This window comes from Sodalis sp. RH14 (genome assembly GCF_047324285.1).
Classification (GTDB): Bacteria; Pseudomonadota; Gammaproteobacteria; order Enterobacterales; family Enterobacteriaceae; genus Acerihabitans.
On record NZ_CP178739.1, the window covers coordinates 1,203,079 to 1,226,263 of the forward strand.

At 61.2% G+C, this 23,185-nt stretch carries 18 protein-coding genes and 1 pseudogene; 9 read left to right on the top strand and 10 right to left on the bottom strand.

Annotation, left to right across the window (positions count from 1 at the left end; translation table 11 throughout):
• Positions 1-44: 44 nt before the first annotated feature.
• The 6 genes from dnaX (at position 45) to hemH (ending at position 8,186) form a co-directional block, all read left to right on the top strand.
• Entirely contained in the window at positions 45-2,432 is a 2,388-nt protein-coding gene (gene dnaX / locus ACL2XQ_RS05310) for a DNA polymerase III subunit gamma/tau (RefSeq protein ID WP_413722266.1), read from the top strand.
• Positions 2,433-2,493: 61 nt separating this feature from the next.
• A complete protein-coding gene (locus tag ACL2XQ_RS05315; RefSeq protein ID WP_410016162.1) occupies positions 2,494-2,823 on the top strand; it encodes a YbaB/EbfC family nucleoid-associated protein in 330 nt (109 codons plus the stop codon).
• Positions 2,823-3,428, top strand: a complete 606-nt coding sequence (recR, locus tag ACL2XQ_RS05320) for a recombination mediator RecR (RefSeq protein ID WP_410016161.1) — start codon at positions 2,823-2,825, stop codon at positions 3,426-3,428. Before ACL2XQ_RS05315 ends, recR begins: the two co-directional genes overlap by 1 nt.
• Before the next feature lie 144 nt (positions 3,429-3,572).
• Positions 3,573-5,495, top strand: a complete 1,923-nt coding sequence (htpG, locus tag ACL2XQ_RS05325; protein ID WP_410016160.1) for a molecular chaperone HtpG — start codon at positions 3,573-3,575, stop codon at positions 5,493-5,495.
• Between the two features lie 840 nt (positions 5,496-6,335).
• Positions 6,336-6,980, top strand: a complete 645-nt coding sequence (gene adk, locus ACL2XQ_RS05330) for an adenylate kinase (RefSeq protein WP_413722267.1) — start codon at positions 6,336-6,338, stop codon at positions 6,978-6,980.
• 240 nt (positions 6,981-7,220) lie between these two features.
• Positions 7,221-8,186 (top strand): ferrochelatase, encoded by a 966-nt coding sequence (gene hemH, locus ACL2XQ_RS05335; protein WP_410016158.1) that lies wholly within the window; start codon positions 7,221-7,223, stop codon positions 8,184-8,186.
• 3 nt (positions 8,187-8,189) lie between these two features.
• Here the strand turns inward: hemH and ybaL are convergent, their stop codons facing one another.
• The 5 genes and pseudogenes from ybaL to copA form a co-directional block, all read right to left on the bottom strand.
• Positions 8,190-9,860: a YbaL family putative K(+) efflux transporter gene (ybaL, locus tag ACL2XQ_RS05340; RefSeq protein WP_413722268.1), complete on the bottom strand. Its 1,671-nt coding sequence runs from the start codon at positions 9,858-9,860 to the stop codon at positions 8,190-8,192.
• Between the two features lie 224 nt (positions 9,861-10,084).
• Positions 10,085-11,230, bottom strand: a pseudogene (locus tag ACL2XQ_RS05345) (MFS transporter); the annotation flags it as partial.
• Between the two features lie 53 nt (positions 11,231-11,283).
• Positions 11,284-11,790 (bottom strand): Cys-tRNA(Pro)/Cys-tRNA(Cys) deacylase YbaK, encoded by a 507-nt coding sequence (gene ybaK / locus ACL2XQ_RS05350; protein ID WP_410016156.1) that lies wholly within the window; start codon positions 11,788-11,790, stop codon positions 11,284-11,286.
• A 97-nt stretch (positions 11,791-11,887) separates the two neighbouring features.
• Positions 11,888-12,688 carry a TraB/GumN family protein gene (locus ACL2XQ_RS05355; protein WP_413730858.1) on the bottom strand — a complete coding sequence of 267 codons (801 nt, stop codon included), beginning with the start codon at positions 12,686-12,688 and terminating at the stop codon, positions 11,888-11,890.
• Between the two features lie 61 nt (positions 12,689-12,749).
• Positions 12,750-15,470 carry a copper-exporting P-type ATPase CopA gene (gene copA / locus ACL2XQ_RS05360; RefSeq protein ID WP_413740116.1) on the bottom strand — a complete coding sequence of 907 codons (2,721 nt, stop codon included), beginning with the start codon at positions 15,468-15,470 and terminating at the stop codon, positions 12,750-12,752.
• A gap of 135 nt (positions 15,471-15,605) precedes the next feature.
• Here copA and cueR point away from each other — a divergent pair, with 135 nt between their 5' ends.
• Entirely contained in the window at positions 15,606-16,019 is a 414-nt protein-coding gene (gene cueR / locus ACL2XQ_RS05365) for a Cu(I)-responsive transcriptional regulator (protein WP_410016153.1), read from the top strand.
• 37 nt (positions 16,020-16,056) lie between these two features.
• On the opposite strand, the gene ACL2XQ_RS05370 is transcribed toward cueR, so the two are convergent.
• From ACL2XQ_RS05370 to tesA, 5 genes are all read right to left on the bottom strand, one after another.
• Positions 16,057-16,515 carry an NfeD family protein gene (locus ACL2XQ_RS05370; protein WP_410016152.1) on the bottom strand — a complete coding sequence of 153 codons (459 nt, stop codon included), beginning with the start codon at positions 16,513-16,515 and terminating at the stop codon, positions 16,057-16,059.
• Positions 16,516-16,517: 2 nt separating this feature from the next.
• A complete protein-coding gene (locus ACL2XQ_RS05375; protein WP_410016606.1) occupies positions 16,518-17,432 on the bottom strand; it encodes an SPFH domain-containing protein in 915 nt (304 codons plus the stop codon).
• Between the two features lie 248 nt (positions 17,433-17,680).
• The gene (locus tag ACL2XQ_RS05380) at positions 17,681-18,538 is read right to left on the bottom strand and encodes a tetratricopeptide repeat protein (protein WP_410016151.1); all 858 of its coding nucleotides are present in this window, start codon (positions 18,536-18,538) and stop codon (positions 17,681-17,683) included.
• Positions 18,539-18,587: 49 nt separating this feature from the next.
• On the bottom strand, positions 18,588-19,364 hold the full coding sequence (locus ACL2XQ_RS05385; protein ID WP_410016605.1) for an SDR family oxidoreductase: 777 nt from the start codon (positions 19,362-19,364) through the stop codon (positions 18,588-18,590).
• A gap of 4 nt (positions 19,365-19,368) precedes the next feature.
• Entirely contained in the window at positions 19,369-20,031 is a 663-nt protein-coding gene (gene tesA / locus ACL2XQ_RS05390; RefSeq protein WP_410016150.1) for a multifunctional acyl-CoA thioesterase I/protease I/lysophospholipase L1, read from the bottom strand.
• On the opposite strand from tesA, the gene ybbA reads away from it, so the two are divergent.
• A complete protein-coding gene (gene ybbA, locus ACL2XQ_RS05395; RefSeq protein ID WP_410016149.1) occupies positions 19,999-20,685 on the top strand; it encodes a putative ABC transporter ATP-binding protein YbbA in 687 nt (228 codons plus the stop codon). The two genes, tesA and ybbA, sit on opposite strands and share 33 nt — an antisense overlap.
• Positions 20,682-23,114: a putative ABC transporter permease subunit YbbP gene (gene ybbP / locus ACL2XQ_RS05400; RefSeq protein WP_413740117.1), complete on the top strand. Its 2,433-nt coding sequence runs from the start codon at positions 20,682-20,684 to the stop codon at positions 23,112-23,114. Before ybbA ends, ybbP begins: the two co-directional genes overlap by 4 nt.
• Positions 23,115-23,185 lie beyond the last annotated feature (71 nt).

Genomic DNA, 23,185 nt, shown 5'->3' on the forward strand with positions numbered 1-23,185 from the left:
TGTGTTAGCATGACCTCCCTGTCCACCGACATATTTCGCGACCCATGAGCTATCAGGTTCTTGCCCGTAAATGGCGTCCGCAGACGTTTTCAGATGTAGTAGGTCAGGAACATGTTCTGACGGCGCTGACCAATGGCCTTTCACTGGGCAGGGTCCATCACGCCTACTTGTTTTCTGGTACCCGCGGCGTCGGCAAGACCACTATCGCCCGCCTGCTGGCCAAGGGGCTTAATTGCGAAACCGGCATCACCGCCAGCCCTTGCGGTCAATGCGCCAACTGTCGTGAAATCGAGCAGGGCAGGTTTGTCGATCTGATTGAAATCGACGCCGCCTCGCGCACCAAGGTGGAGGACACCCGGGATCTGCTGGACAATGTGCAATATGCGCCGGCGCGCGGCCGCTTCAAGGTCTATTTGATCGATGAAGTGCACATGCTCTCCCGGCATAGCTTCAACGCGTTGCTGAAAACGCTGGAAGAACCGCCGTCCCATGTGAAATTCCTGCTGGCGACCACCGACCCGCAAAAGCTGCCGGTAACCATCCTGTCCCGCTGCCTGCAGTTTCATCTCAAGGCGCTGGATATCGGCCAGATTCGCGCGCAGTTAGAGCATATCCTGCGTGAAGAGAATATCGACAGCGAGCCGCGCGCCCTCCAGCTACTGGCCCGCGCCGCCGACGGCAGCCTGCGCGACGCCCTGAGCCTGACCGATCAGGCAATCGCCATGGGTATGGGGCAGGTCACCACCCAGACCGTGGGCGACATGCTGGGTACCCTTAACACTGAACAACCCCTGGCGCTGATAGAGGCTCTGGCGGCGGCGGACGGCAACGCCATGATGGCGCAGCTGGCCCAGTGCGCCTCCCGCGGCGTGGACTGGGAAACCCTGCTGGTGGATATGCTCCAGCTGCTGCACCATATCGCCATGGGTCAACTGGTTGCGGATGCCCTGGATGACGAGGATGACGCCGCCATCGCGCCCCGGCTGCGTGAGCTGGCGCGGATCGTTCCCCCGGCGGATTTGCAGCTTTATTACCAAACGCTGCTGGTGGGACGCAAAGAGCTGCCGTTTGCCCCCGATCGCCGCATGGGGGTCGAAATGACCCTGCTGCGCGCGCTGGCGTTCCACCCGCGCATCATTGATCTCACCCCGCAGGCGGGGGAGAACACGGAAAAAAAAACGGCTGAATCCGTCGCTCTAGCTCCGGAACGTACAAATAACCGGCAGCCGGCGCCCGATAACGCGGTTCCCGCGCCTGGTCGTGGCCGGCAAATGACGCCGCATAACGACGCGCCGCCGTCGGATCAGGTCAGGCCGACCCCTGAGGTACACACCGCGCCGCCGTCGGATCACGCCAGGCCGACCCCTCAGGTCAACGCCGCGCCGCCGTCGGATCAGGCCAGACCGACCCCTCAGGTAAACGCCGCGCCACCGTCGGATCAGGCCAGGCCGCCGCGCCTGGAACATGGCGCGCCGTCGCCGGGCCATGCCGGGCAGGCGGTTTCCATCCCCACGCCCCAAATGCGGGACGATGCCGGCGCCGATATGCCGGATGACTGGGTCAGCGCCGCCGAGCAGTACGCGAATATGGCCGGCGACCCGGCATCCGACGATGCCGGTGATGATAGGTACGCTTATCAGGCGGATGACGCGGCCGGGCATGTTCCCGCGCCGGCCTCCGCGGATCGGCCTGCGGCGCCGGCGTCGCTGCCGGACAGTACCGCGCAATTGCTATTGGCGCGCACCGCGTTATTACAACGCCACGGCAACCAAAACGTAAAAAAGAACGATACATCGCCGGCCAGGCCACGGCCCGCGAACAGCGCCCTGGAGCGCCTGGCCACGGTCAGCGAACAGGCCCAGCAGCGGCAGGCCGCCGGCGGCAAGGAGCCAGGGACCGCCAAAGCCGTCAAACCGGAGGCCTATCGCTGGAAGGCCAGTATTCAGACCACGCAGGACAGCGATCCGGTGGCGACGCCCAAGGCCCTGCGCACGGCGCTGGAGCATGAAAAAACGCCTGAGCTGGCGGCCCGCCTGGCCGAGGAATCCATCGTGCGCGATCCTTGGGCGGCGCTGGTGGACAGGCTAAAGATCCCCAAGCTGGTACAGCAACTGGCGTTAAACGCCTTCCGGGAAGATCTGGCGCCGGGCAAGGTCTGCCTGCACCTGCGTTCCGCGCAGCAGCACCTTAATTCCCCCATTTCCCAGGGAACGCTGGCCGAGGCCCTAAGCACAGAACTCGGCGCTCCGGTTGAATTAACCGTGGTGACAGATGATAATCCGGCGATACGTACCCCGCTGGAATGGCGACAGGCCATATATGAAGAAAAATTGATGCAGGCGCGCCAGGCGATTATCGCGGATAATAATATCCAGACGCTTCAGCGTTTTTTTGATGCCGAATTGGATGAAGATAGCATCCGTCCTGTTTAACTGCCGCACGGCGCGTAGAGAGATGCCGCCTGCGGTTCGACGCTACGAGAGAGGGAAATGTATGTTTGGTAAAGGCGGAATGGGCAATCTGATGAAGCAGGCCCAGCAGATGCAGGAAAAAATGCAGCAGATGCAGGAAGAGATCGCCCAACTGGAAGTTACCGGCGAATCTGGGGCAGGCCTGGTCAAGGTTACCATCAACGGCGCGCATAACTGCCGTCGTGTTGAAGTCGATCCCAGCCTGCTGGACGACGACAAGGATATGCTCGAGGATCTGATCGCGGCGGCTTTTAACGACGCGGCGCGCCGTATTGCCGAAACCCAGAAGGAAAAGATGGCTACCGTCTCCAGCGGCATGCAGCTTCCTCCTGGTTTTAAAATGCCGTTCTGATGCAAACCAGTCCATTGCTAGAGGCGTTAACCGAAGCCTTGCGCTGCTTGCCCGGCGTCGGGCCGAAATCGGCCCAGCGCATGGTCTTCCAGCTTCTGCAGCGGGATCGCAGCGGCGGTATGCGTCTGGCGCAGGCGCTCACCCGCGCCATGTCTGAGATCGGCCACTGCGCCGATTGCCGGACGTTTACCGAGCAGGACATCTGCACCATCTGCGCCAATCCCAGGCGCAGGCAAACCCGGCAGATCTGCGTAGTGGAAAGCCCGGCGGATATTCATGCCATCGAGCAGACCGGGCAATTCGCCGGCCGCTACTTTGTGCTGATGGGGCATCTGTCCCCGCTGGACGGCATCGGTCCGGACGATATCGGCCTGGATCGCCTGCAGGAGCGCCTGGAAAGCGAGGATATCGCCGAGGTGATCCTGGCCACTAATCCCACGGTGGAAGGCGACGCCACCGCCAATTACATTGCCGAGATGTGCGCCCATTTTGAGGTCCTGGCTACCCGTATCGCCCACGGCGTGCCGGTGGGCGGTGAGCTGGAAATGGTCGACGGTACCACGCTGTCCCATTCGCTGGCGGGACGCCACCCGATTAAATTTTAAATCGGCGGCGCGTCCGCGCCGTCTTTTCCGCCCCTTTTTTTACCTTTTGTGCTTGAATTCCTGCGCCGCAATCCCCATCTGTTCATCATTGCAGTATCTACACCCGCCTGATTGATAGCTATTTGGATTGAGGTAAGTATAAATATGAAAGGACAAGAAACCCGCGGATTCCAATCTGAAGTTAAACAATTGCTTCAGCTGATGATCCACTCACTTTATTCCAATAAAGAAATTTTTATACGCGAACTGATCTCCAACGCTTCGGATGCGGCGGATAAACTGCGTTTTCGCGCTTTATCCCAGCCGGAGCTCTATGAGGGGGACGGCGAGCTACGGGTACGCCTGTCAAGCAACAAAGAAGCACGCACCCTGACTCTGAGCGACAACGGCATCGGCATGACGCGCGAAGAGGTTATCGACAATCTGGGTACGATCGCCAAATCCGGCACCAAGGCTTTCCTTGAGTCCATGGGTTCGGATCAGGTCAAGGACAGCCAGCTGATCGGCCAGTTCGGCGTCGGGTTCTATTCCGCTTTTATCGTGGCCGATAAAGTCACGGTGCGCACCCGCGCCGCCGGCGCTTCCGCCGATGAAGGGGTTTTCTGGGAATCAGCCGGTGAAGGCGATTACACCATTGCCGATATCACCAAACCCGAACGCGGCACCGAAATCACCCTGCATCTGCGCGAAGGCGAAGACGAATTCCTCGATGACTGGCGTTTACGCAGCATCATCAGCAAATATTCGGATCATATCGCCCTGCCTGTCGAGATCGAAACCCGCGCCCAGGCGGAGGCCGTGGACGATGAAGCCGCCGATGCCGATGCCGCTAAAGAAGAAAAAGAAGCCACCGTCACCTGGGAAAAGATTAATAAAGCCCAGGCGCTGTGGACGCGCAGCAAGGGCGAAATCAGCGACGAGGAATACAAAGAATTCTACAAACACCTCTCCCACGACTTCAGCGATCCCCTGATCTGGAGCCATAATCGCGTCGAAGGCAAGCAGGAATATACCAGCCTGCTGTATATACCGGGCCAGGCGCCGTGGGATATGTGGAACCGCGATCATAAACATGGCCTGAAGCTCTATGTCCAGCGCGTCTTTATCATGGACGACGCCGAGCAGTTTATGCCTAACTACCTGCGCTTCGTCAAAGGCCTGATCGACTCCAACGATCTGCCGCTGAACGTCTCCCGTGAAATCCTCCAGGATAACCGCGTTACCCAGAACCTGAAAAGCGCGCTGACCAAGCGCGTGCTGCAGATGCTGGATAAGCTGTCCAAGGACGATGCCGAAAGCTACCAGAAATTCTGGCAGCAGTTCGGCCTGGTGCTGAAAGAAGGCCCGGGCGAGGATACCGCCAACGCCGAAAGCATCGCCAAGCTGCTGCGCTTTGCGTCCACCCATACCGACAGCTCGGCGCAAACCGTATCGCTGCAGGATTATCTGGGACGCATGGTGGAAGGCCAGGAAAAGATCTATTACATCACCGCCGACAGTTACGCGGCCGCCAAGAGCAGCCCTCATCTGGAACTGCTGCGCAAAAAGGGCATCGAAGTCCTGCTGCTTTCCGACCGCATTGACGAATGGATGATGAGCTACCTGACCGAGTTTGAAGGTAAACCATTCCAGTCGGTAAGCAAAACCGACGCCACGCTCGACAAGCTGGCCGACGAAGAGACCGCCGAGGAACAAAAAGACGCGGAAAAAGCGCTTGAGCCGTTTGTCACGCGCGTCAAGACTTTCCTGGGCGATCGCGTCAAGGACGTGCGTCTCACGCACCGCCTGACCGATACCCCGGCCATCGTCACCACCGCGGCCGACGATATGACCACCCAAATGGCGAAGCTGTTTGCCGCCGCCGGCCAGGCCGCGCCCGAGATCAAATACATATTTGAACTCAATCCGGATCATGCGCTGGTCAAACGCGCCGCCGACATTAACGAAGAGAGCCACTTCAACGAATGGATTGAGCTGCTGTTCGATCAGGCGCTGCTGGCGGAACGCGGCACCCTGGACGATCCTAACCAGTTTATCCGCCGCATGAACCAACTGCTGAGCGCATAACGCCGCGCGGGTATATTTACCAGCACACTAAGGGCCAGGTTAACCTGGCCCTTATACTATGGAAAAACATGCGCCAAACCGAACTCAACGCAGATCTGTTCAAGGGAGGGCGTGCCGATGGGGTCGAATCGGGCGTGTGTTCCCGCCCGACCGAGCGCGCCATGGCGCGGTATGCCCGCCAACACCGAGCTTACAGCAGACGTGTTCAAGGGAGACCGTGCCAATGGGGTCGAATCGGGCGTGGTGTTCCCGCCCGACCGAGGCCCCATGGCGCGGTATGCCCGCCAACACCGGGCTTAAAGCAGACGTGTTCAAGGGAGAGCGTGCCAATGGGGTCGCATCGGGCGTGGTGTTACCGCCCGACCGAGCGCCCCATGGCGCGGTATGCCCGCCAACACCGGGCTTAAAGCAGACGTGTTCAAGGGAGACCGTGCCAATGGGGTCGAATCGGGCGTGGTGTTACCGCCCGACCGAGCGCCCCATGGCGCGATATGCCCGCCAACACCGGGCTTAAAGCAGACGTGTTGAAGGGAGAGCGTGCCAATGGGGTCGAATCGGGCGTGGTGTTCCCGCCCGACCGAGGCCCCATGGCGCGATATGCCCGCCAACACCGGGTTTAAAGCAGACGTGTTCAAGGGAAAGCGCCCCATGGCGCAGTATGCCCGCCAACACTGCGGTTAATGCAGACGTGTTCAAGGGAGAGCGTGCCAATGGGGTGGATTCTGAAAGCGCCGTTAAACCGTCTCTCCCTGCGCCCTTTCCTTGAGGAAACATACCCAGTAGTGGTAAGGTTTAGCGTTTTCTTATTTTTTTACATTTGTTAGCAAGGGGATTTACGCAATGCGTATCATTCTGCTGGGCGCTCCGGGCGCTGGTAAGGGCACTCAAGCACAATTCATTATGGAAAAGTACGGCATACCGCAGATTTCCACCGGCGACATGCTGCGCGCCGCGGTAAAAGCGCAATCCGAACTGGGTAAAAAAGCCAAAGCTATCATGGACGCCGGCAAACTGGTCACCGACGAACTGGTGATTGCGCTGGTCAAAGAACGCATCAAACAGGACGACTGTCGCAACGGCTTCCTGCTCGACGGTTTTCCGCGCACCATTCCGCAGGCGGACGCCATGAAGGACGCCGGCATCAACGTCGACTATGTCCTGGAATTCGCCGTGCCGGATGAACTGATTATCGATCGCATCGTCGGCCGCCGTGTCCATGCGCCGTCGGGGCGCGTCTATCACGTCAAATTTAATCCGCCAAAACACGAAGGCAAGGATGACGTCACCGGCGAGCCGCTCACCACCCGCAAAGACGATCAGGAAGAAACCGTGCGCAAACGCCTGGTGGAATACCATCAGCAAACCGCGCCGCTGATTGGCTATTACCTGAAAGAAGCTGAAGCCGGCCACACCCAGTACCGTAAAATCGACGGCACCCAACCGGTCGCCGCCGTCAGCAAAGAACTGGCCGCGATCCTGGGCTGATTACCGCGCATTATACGCCAGGCGGTATCTACGCCTGGCGCCTCTTGTCCGCCGCGCCTCCGCCAATGCCCCTCTCCCCACGATCATCGCCCTGCCGCCTATCGTAATGATTTGCATCCCCGGCGCCGATAACAATTTCCGGCCGCCACTTTTGCGCTACAATAACTTGGCGATAACCGCCGGTTAATCCCTTTTAAATACAGGGAATTGGCTTATTGACCATATAAGGAAGGGCAGGGAATGAAACAGGAAAAATATGGCGTGCTGATGGTAAACCTGGGCACGCCGGAGGCGCCGACACCCCAGGCCGTAAGGCGTTACCTGGCCGAATTTCTCAGCGACCGGCGCGTGGTGGATACCCCGCGTATCCTGTGGTGGCCGTTGCTGCGCGGCGTCATACTGCCGCTGCGCTCACCCCGGGTAGCCAAATTGTATAAAAGCATCTGGATGGAACAAGGATCGCCGCTGATGGTATTTTGCCGGCGCCAGCAGGCGGCACTGGCCGCCGTATTGCCGGACGCGCAGGTGGAGCTGGCGATGAGTTATGGCAGTCCATCGCTGCCGGCGGCGCTCGAACGCCTGCTGGGGGCCGGTATCACCAAACTGGTGATCCTGCCGCTCTACCCGCAGTACTCCAGTTCCACCAGTGCGTCCATCTGGGATGCAGTGGCGCGCATCCTTGGCCGCTACCGGTCCCTGCCGTCCATCAGCTTTATCCGCGACTACGCCGAGCATCCGGCCTATATCGCCGCGCTGGCGCAAAGCGTCCGCCGGTCTTTCGCCGAACACGGCGAACCGGATCGCCTGGTGATCTCGTTTCACGGCATCCCGCAACGCTACGCCCGCGAAGGGGACGACTACCCGCTGCGCTGCGAGGACACCCGCCGCGCGCTGGTGGCCGCGCTCGATTTTCCGCCGGAAAAGGTGATGATGACCTTCCAATCGCGCTTTGGCCGCGATCCCTGGCTGACGCCGGCGACCGATTTGACACTCAAAGACCTGCCGGCGCAGGGCATCCGGCATATCCAAGTGATATGCCCGGGATTCTCCTCCGACTGCCTTGAGACGCTGGAAGAAATCAAGGAACAGAATCGTGAAATTTTCACCCACGCCGGCGGCGACGCCTTCCACTATATCCCGGCGCTGAATGACGACCCCGCCCACATCGACATGATGCGCCAACTGGTCAGCGAGCAGTTGCGCTAAGGATCAGTAGGGGATTTTGGCGGCGTCCAACTGGAGCAGGGCAATCATGCTGGATGCGATTTCCCGCTCGCCCATCACCACCCGGGTGGCGCCGCGTTCGGTAATATACGCCACCTCGTCGTCATAATGCGCGCGCACGATAATGCGCAGATCAGGGCGTTTTTCCCGCGCCAGGGCGACGATTTCCCCGGCCTCGAACCCATTTGGGATGGTCAGCAACAGCCAGCTGGCGCAGTCCAGGCGCGCGAGGGACAGTATTTCCGGCTTGGCGGCATTGCCCAGCACGACATTGATTCCCTGGCCGCGCAGCGTATCCACACGCGCCCGGTTATGTTCAATCACCACCATCGGCATGCCCGCCTCGGCCAGTTTCGCCCCGATCAGGCTGCCGACCCGGCCGTAACCGACCAGCAGCGCGTGATGACACACTTCCATCGGCTGCTGGATCTCCTCCCCGGCCTGCCTTTCGGCGGTTTTTTCGTCCTCGCTATCATGCCGTGCCAGATAGCGCTCAAGCAGGGCAAACATCAGCGGGTTGATCATAATCGACAAAATCGCCCCGGCCAGCACCAGGTTCTGCCCCTGCGGCGATAACATGCCAAGTGAAATGCCGAGTCCCGCCAGAATAAAAGCGAACTCGCCTATTTGCGCCAGGCTGACTGAAATGGTCATGGCGGTACGACTGGAGTGACCAAAGATTTTTACCAGCGCAAACGCCGCCGCCGATTTCCCGACCAGGATAATGGCCAGGGTGGCCAGCACCGCCAGCGGCTCGTGGATAACGATCAGCGGGTCGAACAGCATACCCACCGAGACAAAAAACAACACGGCAAACGCGTCCCGCAGCGGCAATGTGTCATGGGCGGCGCGATGGCTTAGCTCCGATTCATTCAACACCACGCCGGCGAAAAACGCGCCCAGCGCAAACGAGACGCCGAACAATTCCACCGCGCCGAAGGCGATGCCCAGCGCCATGGCCAGCACCGACAGCGTGAACAGCTCACGGGAGCCGGTACTGGCGCTTTTCGCCAGTACCCACGGCACAATCCGCCGCCCCACCACGATCATCAAAGTAATAAAGGCCGCCACTTTGCCAAGCGTCAGCGCGAGATCCAGCCACACCTGCCGCATCGTTTCGCTTTCGCCGCCGAGCAGCTTGCCATAGGCCGGCAGCAAGACCAGCGTCAGCACCATGACCAGATCTTCGACAATCAGCCAGCCGATGGCGATTTGGCCACGCCGGCTATCGATAAGCTGCCGCTCCTCCAGCGCGCGCAGCAGCACCACGGTGCTGGCGGTGGACAGGCATAGCCCGAACACCAGCCCATTGGCCAGGGTCCAGTCCATGACCAGGGAAAAGGTCATGCCCAGGAGCGTTGCCACCGCAATTTGGGCGATGGCGCCGGGAATGGCGATGGATTTCACCGCCATCAGGTCTTTCAGCGAAAAATGCAGCCCCACGCCGAACATCAGCAAAATCACGCCCAGCTCGGCCAGTTCGGGGGCCAGCGACGTATCGGCGACGAAACCGGGGGTATGCGGACCGACCAGCACGCCGGCCGCCAGGTAGCCTACCAGGGGTGAAATGCGAAAGCGGTTAGCCAGGATGCCCAGCAGGAAAGCCAGGACCAGTCCTCCCACGATGGTATTAATGAGCGGTGTGGCATGATGCATCCCAACTCCTTCATTAAGGGGGGTTAGAAACAAAGTTTTACATATTGAGTTTATGGTATTCGATGGGGCTTTGTGTAGGAATTTATAGCAAAGAGGCGAAAAAAAGCTTTTGCGACGAAAAAAGGGTCAAGACGAAAGTTTCATCACTTTTTTACGCTATTACCGTGCGGGGCAAGGCCTGTGGTTTCCCAGCGAAACAGTTTCGTGGGAAACAAAAAACACTTTTAGCTATTATCAGGCAGAAAAGCGGTCAGAATGCCTAATAAAGGCAAATACGAGCAGATTTGGTAGACATATTCAATGCTGGTGCTATCGGCGATATGGCCAAGCACCGCAGCGCCAAGCCCGCCCATGCCGAAGGCGAAGCCGAAAAACAGCCCCGATACCATGCCGATCCTGCCCGGCAGCAGTTCCTGGGCATACACCAGTATGGCGGAAAAGGCCGAGGCGATGATGACGCCGATAAACAGGGTCAGCACGCCGGTTACCGCCAGGGAGGCATAAGGCAGCATCAGGGTAAACGGCGTGACGCCGAGGATCGAACCCCAAATCACGTATTTCCGGCCGATGCGATCGCCCACCGGCCCGCCGATAACGGTGCCGACCGCCACCGCAAACAGAAACGCGAACAGATGCATCTGCGCCGCCTGTACCGACAGGCCGAACTTATGGATCAGGTAGAAAGTGTAATAACTGCTGATGCTGGTGAGATAAAAATATTTGGAGAAGATCAGCACCAGCAGCACGGCAATGGCGCAGGCTACCCGCCGGGACGGCAGCGGCGATGCGCTGGCCGCCTGGGCGCGTTGCGGCGCGGGCGTCCTGATGGCGCCGCGGTACCATTTGCCCACCTGCAGCAAGATGATGGTGCCCAACAGCGACGCCAGCGCAAACCAGGCCAGATGCCCCTTACCATAAGGCGCTATAAATACCGCCGCCAGCAGCGGACCGAGCGAGGCGCCGAAATTGCCGCCGACCTGGAACAGCGACTGGGCCAGGCCATGGCGCCCACCGGACGCCATGCGCGCCACCCGGGACGATTCCGGATGAAAAACCGACGAGCCGGTGCCGACCAGGGCCGAGGCGACCAGCACCATTGGAAAGCTGGTCGCCGCCGCCATCATCAGGATGCCGCATAAGCTAAAACCCATGCCGATGGGCAGCGAGTAGGGCTGCGGATATTTATCGGTAAAGCCGCCGATAAGCGGCTGCAGCAGCGAGGCGGTAATCTGGTAGGTGAGGGTAATCATACCGACCTGGGTAAAACTGAGCGCAAACGACGCCTGCAGCAGCGGGTAAATCGCCAGGATCAGCGATTGCACCATATCGTTGAGCAGATGGGCGACGCTGATGGCAGCCAGGACCGGGAACAGCGTGCGCCGTCCCCCCGTATGCGCAGACAGCGAATCGGTGGCGCGTAACGTCATGCGAGTGGCGCACCCTTATCCTGGCCGTCGCGTTTAGCGATATCGGCAAATGTCGCCGACAGCAGCTGGCGCAAATCAGCCGGGCTGAGTTCAATATCCAGGCCGCGTTTGCCGCCTGAGACGAATATCGTGGCAAATGCCTGCGCCGGCGCGTCAATGACCGTCGGCAGGCGTTTCTTCTGTCCCAGCGGGCTGATGCCGCCGACCAGATAGCCGGTGGTCTTTTGCGCCAGCAGGGGGTCGGCCATTTCGGCTTTTTTCGCGCCCAGCGCTTTGGCGACTTTTTTCAAATCCAGCTGCAGCGCCACCGGCGTCACCGCCACCGCCAACTGCCTGGCCTCGCCGTTCAGGGCCACCAACAGGGTTTTATAAACCTGGGCCGCGTCAAGTCCCAGCTTGCTGACCGCTTCCGCGCCAAAATGGGTTTCATCGCTATCATGCTGGTAAGGATGGAGCGTGAATGCAATATGGTTTTTTTCCAATATATTAACCGCAGGCGTCATAACATCGTCCCGAATACCAATAAGATACTTAATGAATAAATAATAATTCAGGTTAACGTAGTCGCGGCAAGGGGTAAATGCCCCGCCGGACAAAAACTCAACGCCGCAGCAGCGAGGGCAGGCTTTGGGCGCCGTACAAATGCAGGGCGCCCACCGCCACCACATAGCCGCCGGCGGGAAGGTCCTGCAACTGCTGTTTCCAGCGCAGGTTGCGTTCGGTCATCAGATAATGATACAGATCCGCGCTGAAGGTGGCGGGAAAGGCTTTATCCAGGTTGACCGGCCTGCTGTCGAGCCACCAGCCGATCATGGTCTGCAACAGGCGCGCATTGGTATGCCAATGGCGCAGGGTATCCTCCAGCAGGGCGTTCCCCTGATCCGGAAGCTGCAGCAGCAGGTCCAGCTGTTCCTGCGGCCCTTCCAGTTCAATGACCGGCTTGCCCATGTCCCTGGCCGCCTGGATCAGCTGATAATCGATGCCGTAGTCCGCGCGCAGCCCCAGCCGCTCGGCCTGGCGCGCCTGCAGCATCAGGGCGATCTGCCAGGCGGGCAACGCCGACAGCGCCTCCCCGTCCAGCTGATATTCGGCGCACAGGTCGCTGAAAATGCGATAGTGGTCTGCGGACAGACGATCCCTGAGCGGGGTAGCCACCGGCGGCACCGACGTCAACGGCGAGCCGGCGGTGATATCCGCTTCCACCACCAGCGCCGTGGCCTGGCGCAGTAGGGATAGCAGGCGCGCGGGCAGCGGCGCCATATCACGGGTGCCCATATGGATGCTGCCCACCATATGCAGCCGGCGGTGATCGGACAGGCTGACGTCCATGCCGGGCCAGGCGTACTGCTCCGCGGGCAAAAAACCCAGCAGGGTCGCCATGCGCCGTAATAAGCTCCTCATTGCATACCACTCCCGTTGCGTGACAAGTCCTTAACGTTAACATCATCGCCCGTGTAAGGCGTTACGCTTTGGGCTTAAAGCGTATCAGGCGGTTGGCGTTGCTGACCACGGTAATGGACGATAAGGCCATGGCCGCGCCGGCCACCACCGGGCTGAGCAACGTGCCGGTAAAGGGATAGAGGACGCCGGCGGCGATGGGAATACCCAGGGCATTATAGATAAATGCGCCAAGCAGGTTTTGCTTCATATTGCGCAGCGTGGCGTTGGCTATCGCCAGCGCATCGGCTACCCCGTGCAGGCTATGGCGCATCAGGGTAATGGCAGCGGTTTCAATCGCCACGTCGCTGCCGCCGCCCATGGCGATGCCGACTTCCGCCTGCGCCAGCGCCGGGGCGTCATTGATGCCGTCGCCAATCATGGCCACCCGGTGTCCGTGGCGTTGCAGCGTTTTAATCGCCTCCGCCTTGCCGTCCGGCAGGACGCCGGCGATCACCCGGTCGATGCCGGCTTCCCTGGCCACCGCGCCGGCGGTAGCCGGGTTATCGCCGGTCAGCATCACCAGGGAATAACCCAGGCCATGCAGCCGGCGCAGCGCGGCCACGCTGTCGTCGCGCAGCGGATCGCGGATGGCGAACAGCGCCGCCGCCTTGCCGTCCAGCGCCAGCAATACCGGCGTGGCGCCCTGCTCAGACCAAAAGGCGACCCGCGCGGCAAGGCCGGCGATATCGACCTGCTGTTGTTGCAGCAGCGCGCTGTTGCCAAGCAACGCCCGCTTCCCCGCGACGTCGCCGCTGACGCCCAGGCCGCGCAGGGTGCGGAAATCACCAACCCCGGCCAGCGCCCGCGCGCCGGCATAGGCCACCAGGGCGTGCGCCAGGGGATGGCTGGAGCCTTGCTCCAGCGCGGCGGCGATCGCCACAACATCCTCCAGGACAAAACCGGCCGCCGGTTCGGCCGCCACCACCCGCGGCCGCCCCTCCGTCAGCGTGCCGGTTTTATCGAATACGAGGGTATCAAGGGTGGTGGCATGCTGCAGCGCGTCGGCGTCGCGCACCAGCACGCCGAACTCCGCCGCGCGACCGATCCCCGCGATAATAGACATGGGCGTGGCCAGCCCCAGGGCGCAGGGACAGGCGATAATCAGCACCGTGGTGGCGATCACTAGGGTGTAGACCATCTGCGGCTGCGGGCCCACCAGATACCAAATGGCCGCGCTGATCACGGCTATCGCCACCACGGCGGGAACAAAGATGGCCGAAATGCGATCCGCCAATTGGCCGATGGCCGGTTTGCTGCTCTGCGCCTGGCGTACTAAACGGATAATCCGCGCCAGCGTCGTCTGGCTGCCGATGGCGTCGGCCCGGAACAGCACGCTGCCGTCCTGCGCCACGGTACCGGCATGGATCTTTTCGCCGGCGGATTTATGCCGTGCCGCCGGTTCGCCGGTCAGCATGGACTCATCCAGCCAGATCTCGCCCTGGGTAATCTCGCCGTCCACCGGCACCCGGTCGCCGGTGGTCAGGCGCAGGATCATGCCAAGGCGCACCTCGGCCAGCGGCAGGGCGCGTTCGCCGTCGGCCTCGACCACCCGGGCCATGGGCGGCGTCAGATCCAGCAGGCGTTCCAGCGCCTGGGACGAGCGCTGGCGCGCGCGCTGCTCCAGGGCGTGGCCCAGGTTAATCAGCCCGATGATCATCGCGCTGGCCTCGAAATAGAGGTGCCGCGCCATCATCGGAAACACGTCCGGCCACAGCGCGACGCTGATGGAATAAAGCCAGGCGGCGCCGGTGCCCAACGCCACCAGGGTATCCATGGTGGCGCTGCCGGTTCGCAGGCTCTTCCAGGCGCTGCGGTAAAAATGACCGCCGGCGATCGCCATCACCACAAGCGTAGCAACGCCGATGACCAGCCACAGCGGACGGCTTTCCGGCGTCAGCGTCATACTGCCGCCGAACAGTCCCCACGCCATCAGCGGCACGCCCAGCGCCAGGGCCAGCGCCGATTGCCAGCGGAAACGACGCGTCGCCTGGAGCGCCGTCTGCTGCTGGCGCTCCCGCCGCAGGGCGTCATCCTGGATAATTTCCGCGCCGTAGCCGGCGCGCGCCACGGCGGCAATCAACGCGTCGCCGTCGGGCGCTCCCAGCACCAGGGCGCTACGCTCCGCCAGGTTGACCCGCGCCTGCCCAACGCCAGGCACCTGCTGTAAGGCCCGTTCAACGCGCAGGACGCAGCTGGCGCAGCTCATGCCGCTGATAAGCAGATGCAGGCTGTCATCGGTATCGGTACTTACCGGAGCCGTTGCCGGAGGTAATGTCGCCGCTGCCAGAATATCCGGCGCTGAAGTGTTGCCTGTCAGCGGCTCAGTTTTTGGGTGGGCGATATTCCCCGCAAGGATAGCCTGATAGCCAGCCTGCTCCACCGCCCGGATAAGCGCCGCCGGATCGGCCGCGCCATAAACGCCGGCGTGATCCAACGTGACCTCGGCGGCGTTGACGCCCGGCACGGCGGCCAGCGCTTTACGGGTAGTGGCTACACAATGGCCGCAGCTCAGGCCGGAAAGCTGGAGTTCGGTATCGGGCCGGCCCGCGGGCGCGGCCTCGTAGCCGGCTTGTTTGACGCTGGCGATAAGCTCCGCCGCCGTCGCGGCGCCGGTGACCGTGGCATAATCCAGCGCCACCTGGGCGCTTTCCACGTCATCGCGTGATTCCAGGGCTTCCCGGACCCGTTTGATACAATGTTCGCAGGAGAGTCCCTGCAGGGCGAGCACAATGGTCTGTGACATTGAAAACTCCTTGGTGGAAAAGGCGGCGGGTCGTTACCGGCGGTAATAAGGGTGCCGAACTGATTGACTGCGCCGTGGAAAAGTCGTTGTAATAGAGCTTAAACCTTGCCGCAAGGGGAAGGTCAAGGGGGAACCATGAATATCAGCGATGTGGCGAAAAAAACCGGTTTAACCCGTAAAGCGATCCGTTTTTATGAGGATAAGGCGCTGGTAACGCCGCCGGTGCGCCGGGATAACGGTTATCGCAGCTATAACGCGCGCCATGTGGAGGAGCTAACGCTGCTGCGCCAGGCGCGGCTGGTGGGATTTAACCTGGATGAGTGCCGCGAGCTGGTGGCGTTGTTTAACGACCCGCTGCGCCACAGCGCCGATGTCAAGGAACGCACCCTGCGTAAGGTCAAAGACATCGAGCACCACATTGAGGAACTGGAGGCCATGCGCCGTCATTTATTGATCCTGGCGGAAAGTTGTCCCGGCGACGATAGCGCCGAATGCCCGATTATCAATAACCTGTCGGGTTGCTGCGCCGCCGGCGCCCGCCGGGAATAACGACCCTGCTACCTGCCGCGGGCCACGGCGGGCGGCCTCATGCGTGTTCATGATAAGGACGCACCCGCAGGGTAATGCCTTCCACCGCGATCACCTCGACCGTGGCGCCCATGGCCAGATCCGTATCGCAGCGCGCGCGCCAGGTGCTGTCGCCAATGCGTACCCGGCCCACCCCGTTCACCAGGGGTTCCGCAAGGGTGGTCTTGACGCCGACCAGCTGTTCTCCGCGCCGGTTCAGCAGCGATGCCGGATACGCTTTGGTGCGCGAGCGCAGCCAGTACCACCATCCCAGCGCCGCGCAGATAGTCAGCAATGCGAAGGCCACGCCCTGCCACTCCCAGCCTAGCGGCACGGCCCATACCACCAGCCCCACCAGTACGGCGGCGACGCCGCTCCACAATAAATATCCGCTGGCGCCCAACATTTCCGCGGCCAGCAGCAGGCCGCCGAGCGAAATCCAAAACCAGTGCGGATGGACGACCAGCGCGGCAAGCATGGTTATTTACCCCGGCCGGTTTTGCTCTCGCCAAGCAGTTCGGCGATGCCGCCGATGGCGCCCATCAGATTGCTGGCCTCAAGCGGCATCATGATAACCTTGCTGTTGTTGGCGGAGCCGATATGCTTTAGGGCATCGGTGTATTTCTGCGCCACAAAGTAGTTAATGGCCTGGATGTTGCCCGCGGCGATGGCCTCGGACACCATTTTAGTGGCCCTGGCTTCCGCCTCGGCGGCGCGTTCGCGGGCTTCCGCCTGCAAAAATGCCGCCTGCCGTTCGCCTTCGGCGTTGAGGATCTGGGACTGTTTTTCACCCTCGGCGCGTAAAATGGCCGCCTGGCGCACGCCTTCCGCTTCCAGGATATTGGCGCGTTTGGTTCGCTCGGCCCTCATCTGGGCGTTCATCGCGGCGATCATCTCGACGGGCGGGCGCACATCGCGGATTTCGATACGGGTGACCTTAATCCCCCAGGGACTGGTGGCTTCATCGACAATATGCAGCAGACGGGTATTGATGCCGTCGCGCTGCGACAGCATTTCGTCCAGCTCCATGGAACCGAGCACCGTACGGATGTTGGTCATGGTCAGGTTAAGGATGGCCTGCTCGAGGTTGCTGACTTCATAGGCCGCGCGCGCCGGATCGACCACCTGGATAAAACACACGGCGTCGATGGTCACGTTGGCGTTATCCTTGGAGATGATTTCCTGCGAGGGAATATCCAGCACCTGTTCCATCATATTAATCTTGCGGCCTACCCGGTCCATAAACGGCACCACCAGGTTCAGCCCGGGTTTTAAGGTAAGGGTATAGCGGCCGAAACGCTCAACCGTCCATTGGTATCCCTGAGGGACAATTTTTATCCCCGCCCAGACGATGATCAGGGCCAGGACAATAATAATTGGGATTACCGTCAGCATGGGTGAAATCTCCATGGTGAAATCTCCATTTCATGAGAGAAAATAATAACGCCATCTAGCGCGGCCGGTGCGACATCTTCTTCACACGTATTTAGCATGACACACTCTTTTCAACACTAATGTAATAGTACGCTTTTGCCGGGGCAAAGACGCGCCAAGCGGGGGGAATCAGTGACGCAGGCACGCATTTCATGCGCGCCCGGCGGCATAAGCAGAGTGTAGCCGGGCGCCATTGGCCCGGGGAACCCTTAGTAGAGCAGGGAATAAAGCTGGCGGCGGTATTTGGCGGCTAAGGCATCGCCGGTGCCGAGCGCGGCCAGGATATCCATCAGGGTCTTGCGCGCATCGCCGTTGGCGGCGGCAAGATCTTTACGCAAATGGCCGATGAGCAGTTCCAGCGCTTCTTCATTGCGGCCGACCTGGTGTAATTGCAGCGCCAGTTGCACCGCCAGCCCCGCGTCCGCCGGGGCGTTTTGCACCTGCTGTTGCAGCAACTGTATTTCCGGCGTATCCGCCGCCTGCTTCATCAGTTCGATTTGCGCCATCAGGCCCTGGTAGCGCGTGTCCTTATCCTGCAGCGGAAAAACCGCCAACACGGCTTCGGCATCCTCGGTGCGCTTGAGCTGAATATAGGTTTCCGCCAACAGCAGGCCCGCCTCGCTGGATTTGTCACTCAGCTGCCAGGCTTCCTTGAGCAGGGGCAGCGCTTCGGCATACTGTCCTTGCTGCATCAGATCGCTGGCCTCGGTCATTTTCAGCTGCGCCGGATCGGGCAGGGCGCGAAGCAGCAGTTCGCGAATCGCCTCTTCGGGCTGCGGTCCCTGAAAACCATCCAGCGGCTGCCCGTCTTTGAACAGATAGAGCGTCGGGATGGCGCGCAAGCCGAACTGGGCGGCGAGCGCCTGCTGGGCGTCGCAATCCACTTTGGCCAGGACGAACTGCCCGGCGAATTCCTGCGCCAGTTTATCGATAACCGGGGTCATCTGCTGGCAATGCGGGCTGCGTTCCGACCAGAAATAGAACAGCACCGGCTGCGACATGGACAGTTCGAGCGTCTGCTGTAGGTTTGCTTCGTTAATATCAATAATGGTGGCTTGAGCTAACATGAAATTCTCTCTCCCGTTTTAGCACTATATTGGGGCATCTTTCCCCGCCTCAATGGCTGGCGCGTAAAATCATATCCAGGCAACGGCCCGGCAGCCAACGGCGCAGCAGGGACAAACCGCTGGCGACCAGGGTCACCGGATAACGCAATCGGGGGCGTGGATGCTCCAAAGCATGACGTAGTTTGGGCAGTATAGCCTCTGGCGGCAATGTAAATCGTGAGGCGATGCCGGGATTGGTCACCGGTTTATCCGCCTGCGACTGGTTTACATTGCGGGTAAAGGCGGTGCTGAGCGGCCCCGGCTCAATCAGGCTCACGCACAGACCGGTGCCGTGCAGTTCCATGCGCAGCGTATCCGACCAGGCTTCCAGGGCAAATTTACTGGCGGCGTAGGCGCCCCGTCCCGGGGTGCTTACCAGCCCCATTACCGAACTGGTCTGGATGATGCGCCCCTCGCCGTGGGGCAGCATGGCCGGCAATAGCCGCTGCGTCAACTGATGGGTGCCGAAAAGATTGCTGGCGAACTGCTGTTCCAACTGGCGGCGGGAAAGGCTTGCCAGCGGTCCGTATACCCCGCATCCGGCATTGTTGAATAAACCGTACAGCCGCTTGCCGCAGAGGTCCAGGATGCGCGCCGACGCGTCGTCGACGCTGCGCTCGTCGTCAAGATCAAGCGCCAGCGTTTCAAACCCGGCGGCGGCCAGGCGGGCGACATCCGCCGGTTTACGGCAGGTCGCCAGCACCCGATAGCCGCGCCGGCGCAGGTCCTGCGCCGCCACCCAGCCGATGCCGCTGGAACAGCCGGTGATAACGACGGTTTTTTGCATAACTTTACCCATTGGCCGCTCCGCCGGAGGCGAAATCATGTTTAAGTAGGGGCAGCAGCCTGGCGGACATCCATTCGGCAATAAAAGGCTGCGCATCCGCGTTGGGATGAATGGCGTCATCCTGCATCCATTGTGGCTTCAGGTACACCTGTTCCATAAAAAAAGGCAATAACGGCACGTTATATTGCTGCGCCAGCGCCGGATAGATGGCGCTGAACGACTCGGTATAGCGCCGGCCGTAATTGGATGGCAGCCGGATTTGCATCAGCAGGGGCTGCGCGCCCGCCGATTTAACCTGTGATATGGCCTTGGCGAGATCGCCGGCGATTGACGGCGGCGGGAAGCCGCGCAGGCCATCGTTACCGCCCAGCTCAATCACGACCCAGCGCGGCTTGTGCAGCGCCAGCAGGCCCGGCAGGCGCGCCAGTCCTTGTGTCGCGGTGTCGCCGCTGATGCTGCCGTTGACGACGCGGATATTGTCCGACTCCTTGCGCCAGCGATCGTTAAGCAGGGACGGCCAGGCCTGCGTCGCCGGCATCCGGTAGCCGGCACTAAGACTATCGCCCAAAATCAATAAGGTGTCTGCGGCGTTTGCACGTACACTCAATAACGCCATCAGGAAAAGGAAGAGAAAATGCCCGCGGAAAACGTTCTTGAAGTTCATCATCTTAATAAACACGTCGGTCAGGGAGAAAACCAGATCTCCATCCTTACCGGAGTTGAGCTGCTTGTCAAACCCGCCCAGACAATTGCCCTGATCGGCGAATCCGGATCCGGCAAGTCGACCTTGCTCGGCATTCTGGCCGGCTTGGACGACGGCAGTGAAGGGGAGGTGCGTTTATTGGGGCAACCACTGGCGTCGCTCGACGAAGAGGCACGCGCCAGGCTACGGGCCAAAAGCATCGGTTTTGTCTTCCAGTCGTTTATGCTGGTGCCCACCCTGACCGCGTTGGAAAATGTGCAACTGCCCGCCCTGCTGCGCGGCGAAAACGAACGTCAAAGCCGGGAGCAAGCGCTGGAACTGTTGGATAAGCTTGGCCTGGCGCGGCGCCTGGGACACCTGCCCGCCCAGCTTTCCGGCGGCGAGCAGCAGCGCGTGGCGCTGGCCCGCGCGTTCAGCGGCCGCCCGCAGGTGCTGTTTGCCGATGAGCCGACGGGCAACCTGGATCGTAAAACCGGCGATCGTATTGCCGATCTGCTGTTCTCGCTTAACCGGGACAACGCCACCACGCTTATCCTGGTCACGCATGATACGCAGCTGGCGGCGCGCTGTGAACGACGCCTGCGCCTGCAGGACGGTCAATTGCTGGAGGTGGCATGATCGGTCGCTGGTTCTGGCGTGAATGGCGTTCACCGTCGCTGCTGATTGTCTGGCTGGCCATGACGTTGTCCGTTGCCTGCGTGCTGGCGCTGGGCAATATCAGCGACCGCATGCAAAAAGGGCTCGGCGAGCAAAGCCGCGAATTCCTGGCCGCCGACCGGGTATTACGCGCGTCGGGTCCGGTGGCCGAGGGCTGGCTGCAGCAGGCCGCGAATGACGGCCTGGCCGTAAGCCGGCAGATCCGCTTTATGACCATGACTTTCGCCGGCGATAATGCGCAACTGGCCGATGTCACGGCCACCGACGCCCTCTATCCGCTGTACGGCACGCTGACGACCCGCCCGGCCGGCCTGCGTTCGCAACCGGGGACCGTCCTGGTGGCGCCGCGGCTGATGGCCCTGCTGGGGCTGAAAATCGGCGATCCGCTCGATGTGGGCGATGCGACGTTGCGCATCGCCGGCGAGCTTATCCAGCAGCCGGACAGCGGTTTTAATCCCTTCCAGACCGCGCCGGCCATCGTCATCAACCTGGCGGATGTGGCCGCCACCGGCGCGGTACAGCCGGGCGGGCGGGTCAGTTGGCGCTATCTGTTTGCCGGCGATCCGCCCGCGCTTGAGCGTTTCGAACGCTACCTGACGCCGAAGCTCGACGCTTCCCAGCGCTGGTACAGCATGGATGATTCCAGCGGCGCGCTGAATTCATCCCTGGAACGGTCGCGGTCCTTCCTGGTGCTGTCGGCGCTGCTGACGCTGTTGCTGTCGGTGGCGGCGGTGGCGGTGGCCATGGGGCATTACTGCCGCAGCCGCGGCGATCTGGTGGCGGTGCTGAAAACCCTGGGCGCCGGCAGGCGCGCGCTGATGAAACTGGTGGTCGGCCAATGGCTCTCGCTGCTGGTCTTCGCCGGCGTCAGCGGCAGTATGATCGGTTTATTATTTGAAGCGGCCCTGATGCGGATGCTGGCGCCGGTCCTGCCTGCCGAACTGCCGCCCGCCGGCGGCTGGCCGTGGTTATGGTCCCTGGGGGCGCTGGTGGTGATTTCTCTGCTGGTGGGGCTGCGTCCTTATCGTCAGTTGCTGGCAACCCGCCCCCTGCGCGTGCTCAGGCGCGACGCTACCCAAACCTTCTGGCCGCTGCGTATCTATCTGCCGGTAATGCTGATTATCGTGCTGGCCCTGCTGCTGCTCACCGTCGGCGCCAACGGCCTGTTATGGTCGCTGGCCGGCGGCATGGGCGTCCTGTCCCTGCTGCTGGCAGCGGTGGGATGGGGCGCGTTATGGCTGTTGCGTCGCCTGGTGGTCCGGCGTTTGGCGCTGCGCCTGGCGCTGAATCGCCTGCTGCGCCAGCCCTGGATAACGCTGACCCAACTGGCGGCGTTCTCGCTGTCGTTTATGCTGCTGGCGCTGCTGCTGGTGATGCGCGGAGATTTGCTCGATCGCTGGCGGCAGCAGTTGCCGCCGGAAAGCCCTAATTACTTTTTGCTGAACATGACCGGCGATCAGGTGCCGCAGGTCAGGGACTTTCTGCAGCGCAACGGGGTAGCGCCAGGCACCTTTTACCCGATCATCCGCGCCCGGCTGACGGAAATTAATCACCAAAAAGCCACCGACCTGATCCATGAGAACGATGCGGGCGGACGGACGGTAAACCGCGAGCTGAACCTGACCTGGCTGGAGCAAAAGCCCGATCACAACCTGCTGGTGGCGGGCGTTTGGCCGCCGGGGCCGGGGGAAGTCTCCATGGAACAGCAGGTAGCCGACCAGCTCAAGCTCAAGCTTGGCGATACGCTCACCTTTACCGGCGATACCCAATCCTTCAGCGCCCGGATCACCAGCCTGCGCAAGGTGGACTGGGAAAGCCTGCGGCCGAATTTTTTCTTTATTTTTCCTCCGGGCGCCCTGGACGGCCAGCCGCAAACCTGGCTGACCAGTTTCCGTTATCAGGGCCCCGCGGCTTTTCCGGCACAGCTAAACCGCCAGTTTCCCACGCTCAGCCTGCTGGATATCGGTGCCATTCTGGGACAGATCGGCCAGGTTCTGCAACAGGTCAGCCGGGCGCTGGAAATCATGGTGATACTGGTATTACTGTGCGGCGGGCTGCTGCTGCTGGCGCAGGTACAGGTCGGCATGCGCCAGCGCCAGCAGGAATTGGTGGTCTATCGCACGCTTGGCGCCGGGAAAACGCTGCTGCGGGCCACGCTGTGGTATGAGTTTGCATTATTGGGACTGGTATCCGGCGTGGTGGCGGCGGCGGGCGCGGAGGTGGCCCTGGGGCTGTTGCAGCGTAAAGTGTTCGATTTTCCCTGGGAGCCGGATTATCGCCTGTGGTGGATGGTTCCGCTGTGCGGCGCGCTCTTGCTTTCCGCCTGCGGCACCGTGCTGGGGCAGCGCCTGCTGGGGAAAAAAGGCGCTCACCGGCAATATCAGGGCTAATTTTTACAATATGTGAACATTAATGAAACAATTGATGTTCAACAGAGTGACAACCCGGTTGACAGTTACCG

Coding starts and splice junctions, on each gene's coding strand:
- ACL2XQ_RS05370 (WP_410016152.1), bottom strand. CDS start 16,515: ATGCTTGCCGCGCTGGTCGTCCATCCGCACTGGTTTTGGATTTCGCTC.
- copA (WP_413740116.1), bottom strand. CDS start 15,470: ATGTCACAGACCATTGTGCTCGCCCTGCAGGGACTCTCCTGCGAACAT.
- dnaX (WP_413722266.1), top strand. CDS start 45: ATGAGCTATCAGGTTCTTGCCCGTAAATGGCGTCCGCAGACGTTTTCA.
- ybaL (WP_413722268.1), bottom strand. CDS start 9,860: ATGCATCATGCCACACCGCTCATTAATACCATCGTGGGAGGACTGGTC.
- htpG (WP_410016160.1), top strand. CDS start 3,573: ATGAAAGGACAAGAAACCCGCGGATTCCAATCTGAAGTTAAACAATTG.
- ybbP (WP_413740117.1), top strand. CDS start 20,682: ATGATCGGTCGCTGGTTCTGGCGTGAATGGCGTTCACCGTCGCTGCTG.
- ACL2XQ_RS05355 (WP_413730858.1), bottom strand. CDS start 12,688: ATGAGGAGCTTATTACGGCGCATGGCGACCCTGCTGGGTTTTTTGCCC.
- adk (WP_413722267.1), top strand. CDS start 6,336: ATGCGTATCATTCTGCTGGGCGCTCCGGGCGCTGGTAAGGGCACTCAA.
- ACL2XQ_RS05380 (WP_410016151.1), bottom strand. CDS start 18,538: ATGTTAGCTCAAGCCACCATTATTGATATTAACGAAGCAAACCTACAG.
- cueR (WP_410016153.1), top strand. CDS start 15,606: ATGAATATCAGCGATGTGGCGAAAAAAACCGGTTTAACCCGTAAAGCG.
- ybaK (WP_410016156.1), bottom strand. CDS start 11,790: ATGACGCCTGCGGTTAATATATTGGAAAAAAACCATATTGCATTCACG.
- tesA (WP_410016150.1), bottom strand. CDS start 20,031: ATGATGAACTTCAAGAACGTTTTCCGCGGGCATTTTCTCTTCCTTTTC.
- ACL2XQ_RS05385 (WP_410016605.1), bottom strand. CDS start 19,364: ATGCAAAAAACCGTCGTTATCACCGGCTGTTCCAGCGGCATCGGCTGG.
- hemH (WP_410016158.1), top strand. CDS start 7,221: ATGAAACAGGAAAAATATGGCGTGCTGATGGTAAACCTGGGCACGCCG.
- ACL2XQ_RS05315 (WP_410016162.1), top strand. CDS start 2,494: ATGTTTGGTAAAGGCGGAATGGGCAATCTGATGAAGCAGGCCCAGCAG.
- recR (WP_410016161.1), top strand. CDS start 2,823: ATGCAAACCAGTCCATTGCTAGAGGCGTTAACCGAAGCCTTGCGCTGC.
- ybbA (WP_410016149.1), top strand. CDS start 19,999: ATGCCCGCGGAAAACGTTCTTGAAGTTCATCATCTTAATAAACACGTC.
- ACL2XQ_RS05375 (WP_410016606.1), bottom strand. CDS start 17,432: ATGCTGACGGTAATCCCAATTATTATTGTCCTGGCCCTGATCATCGTC.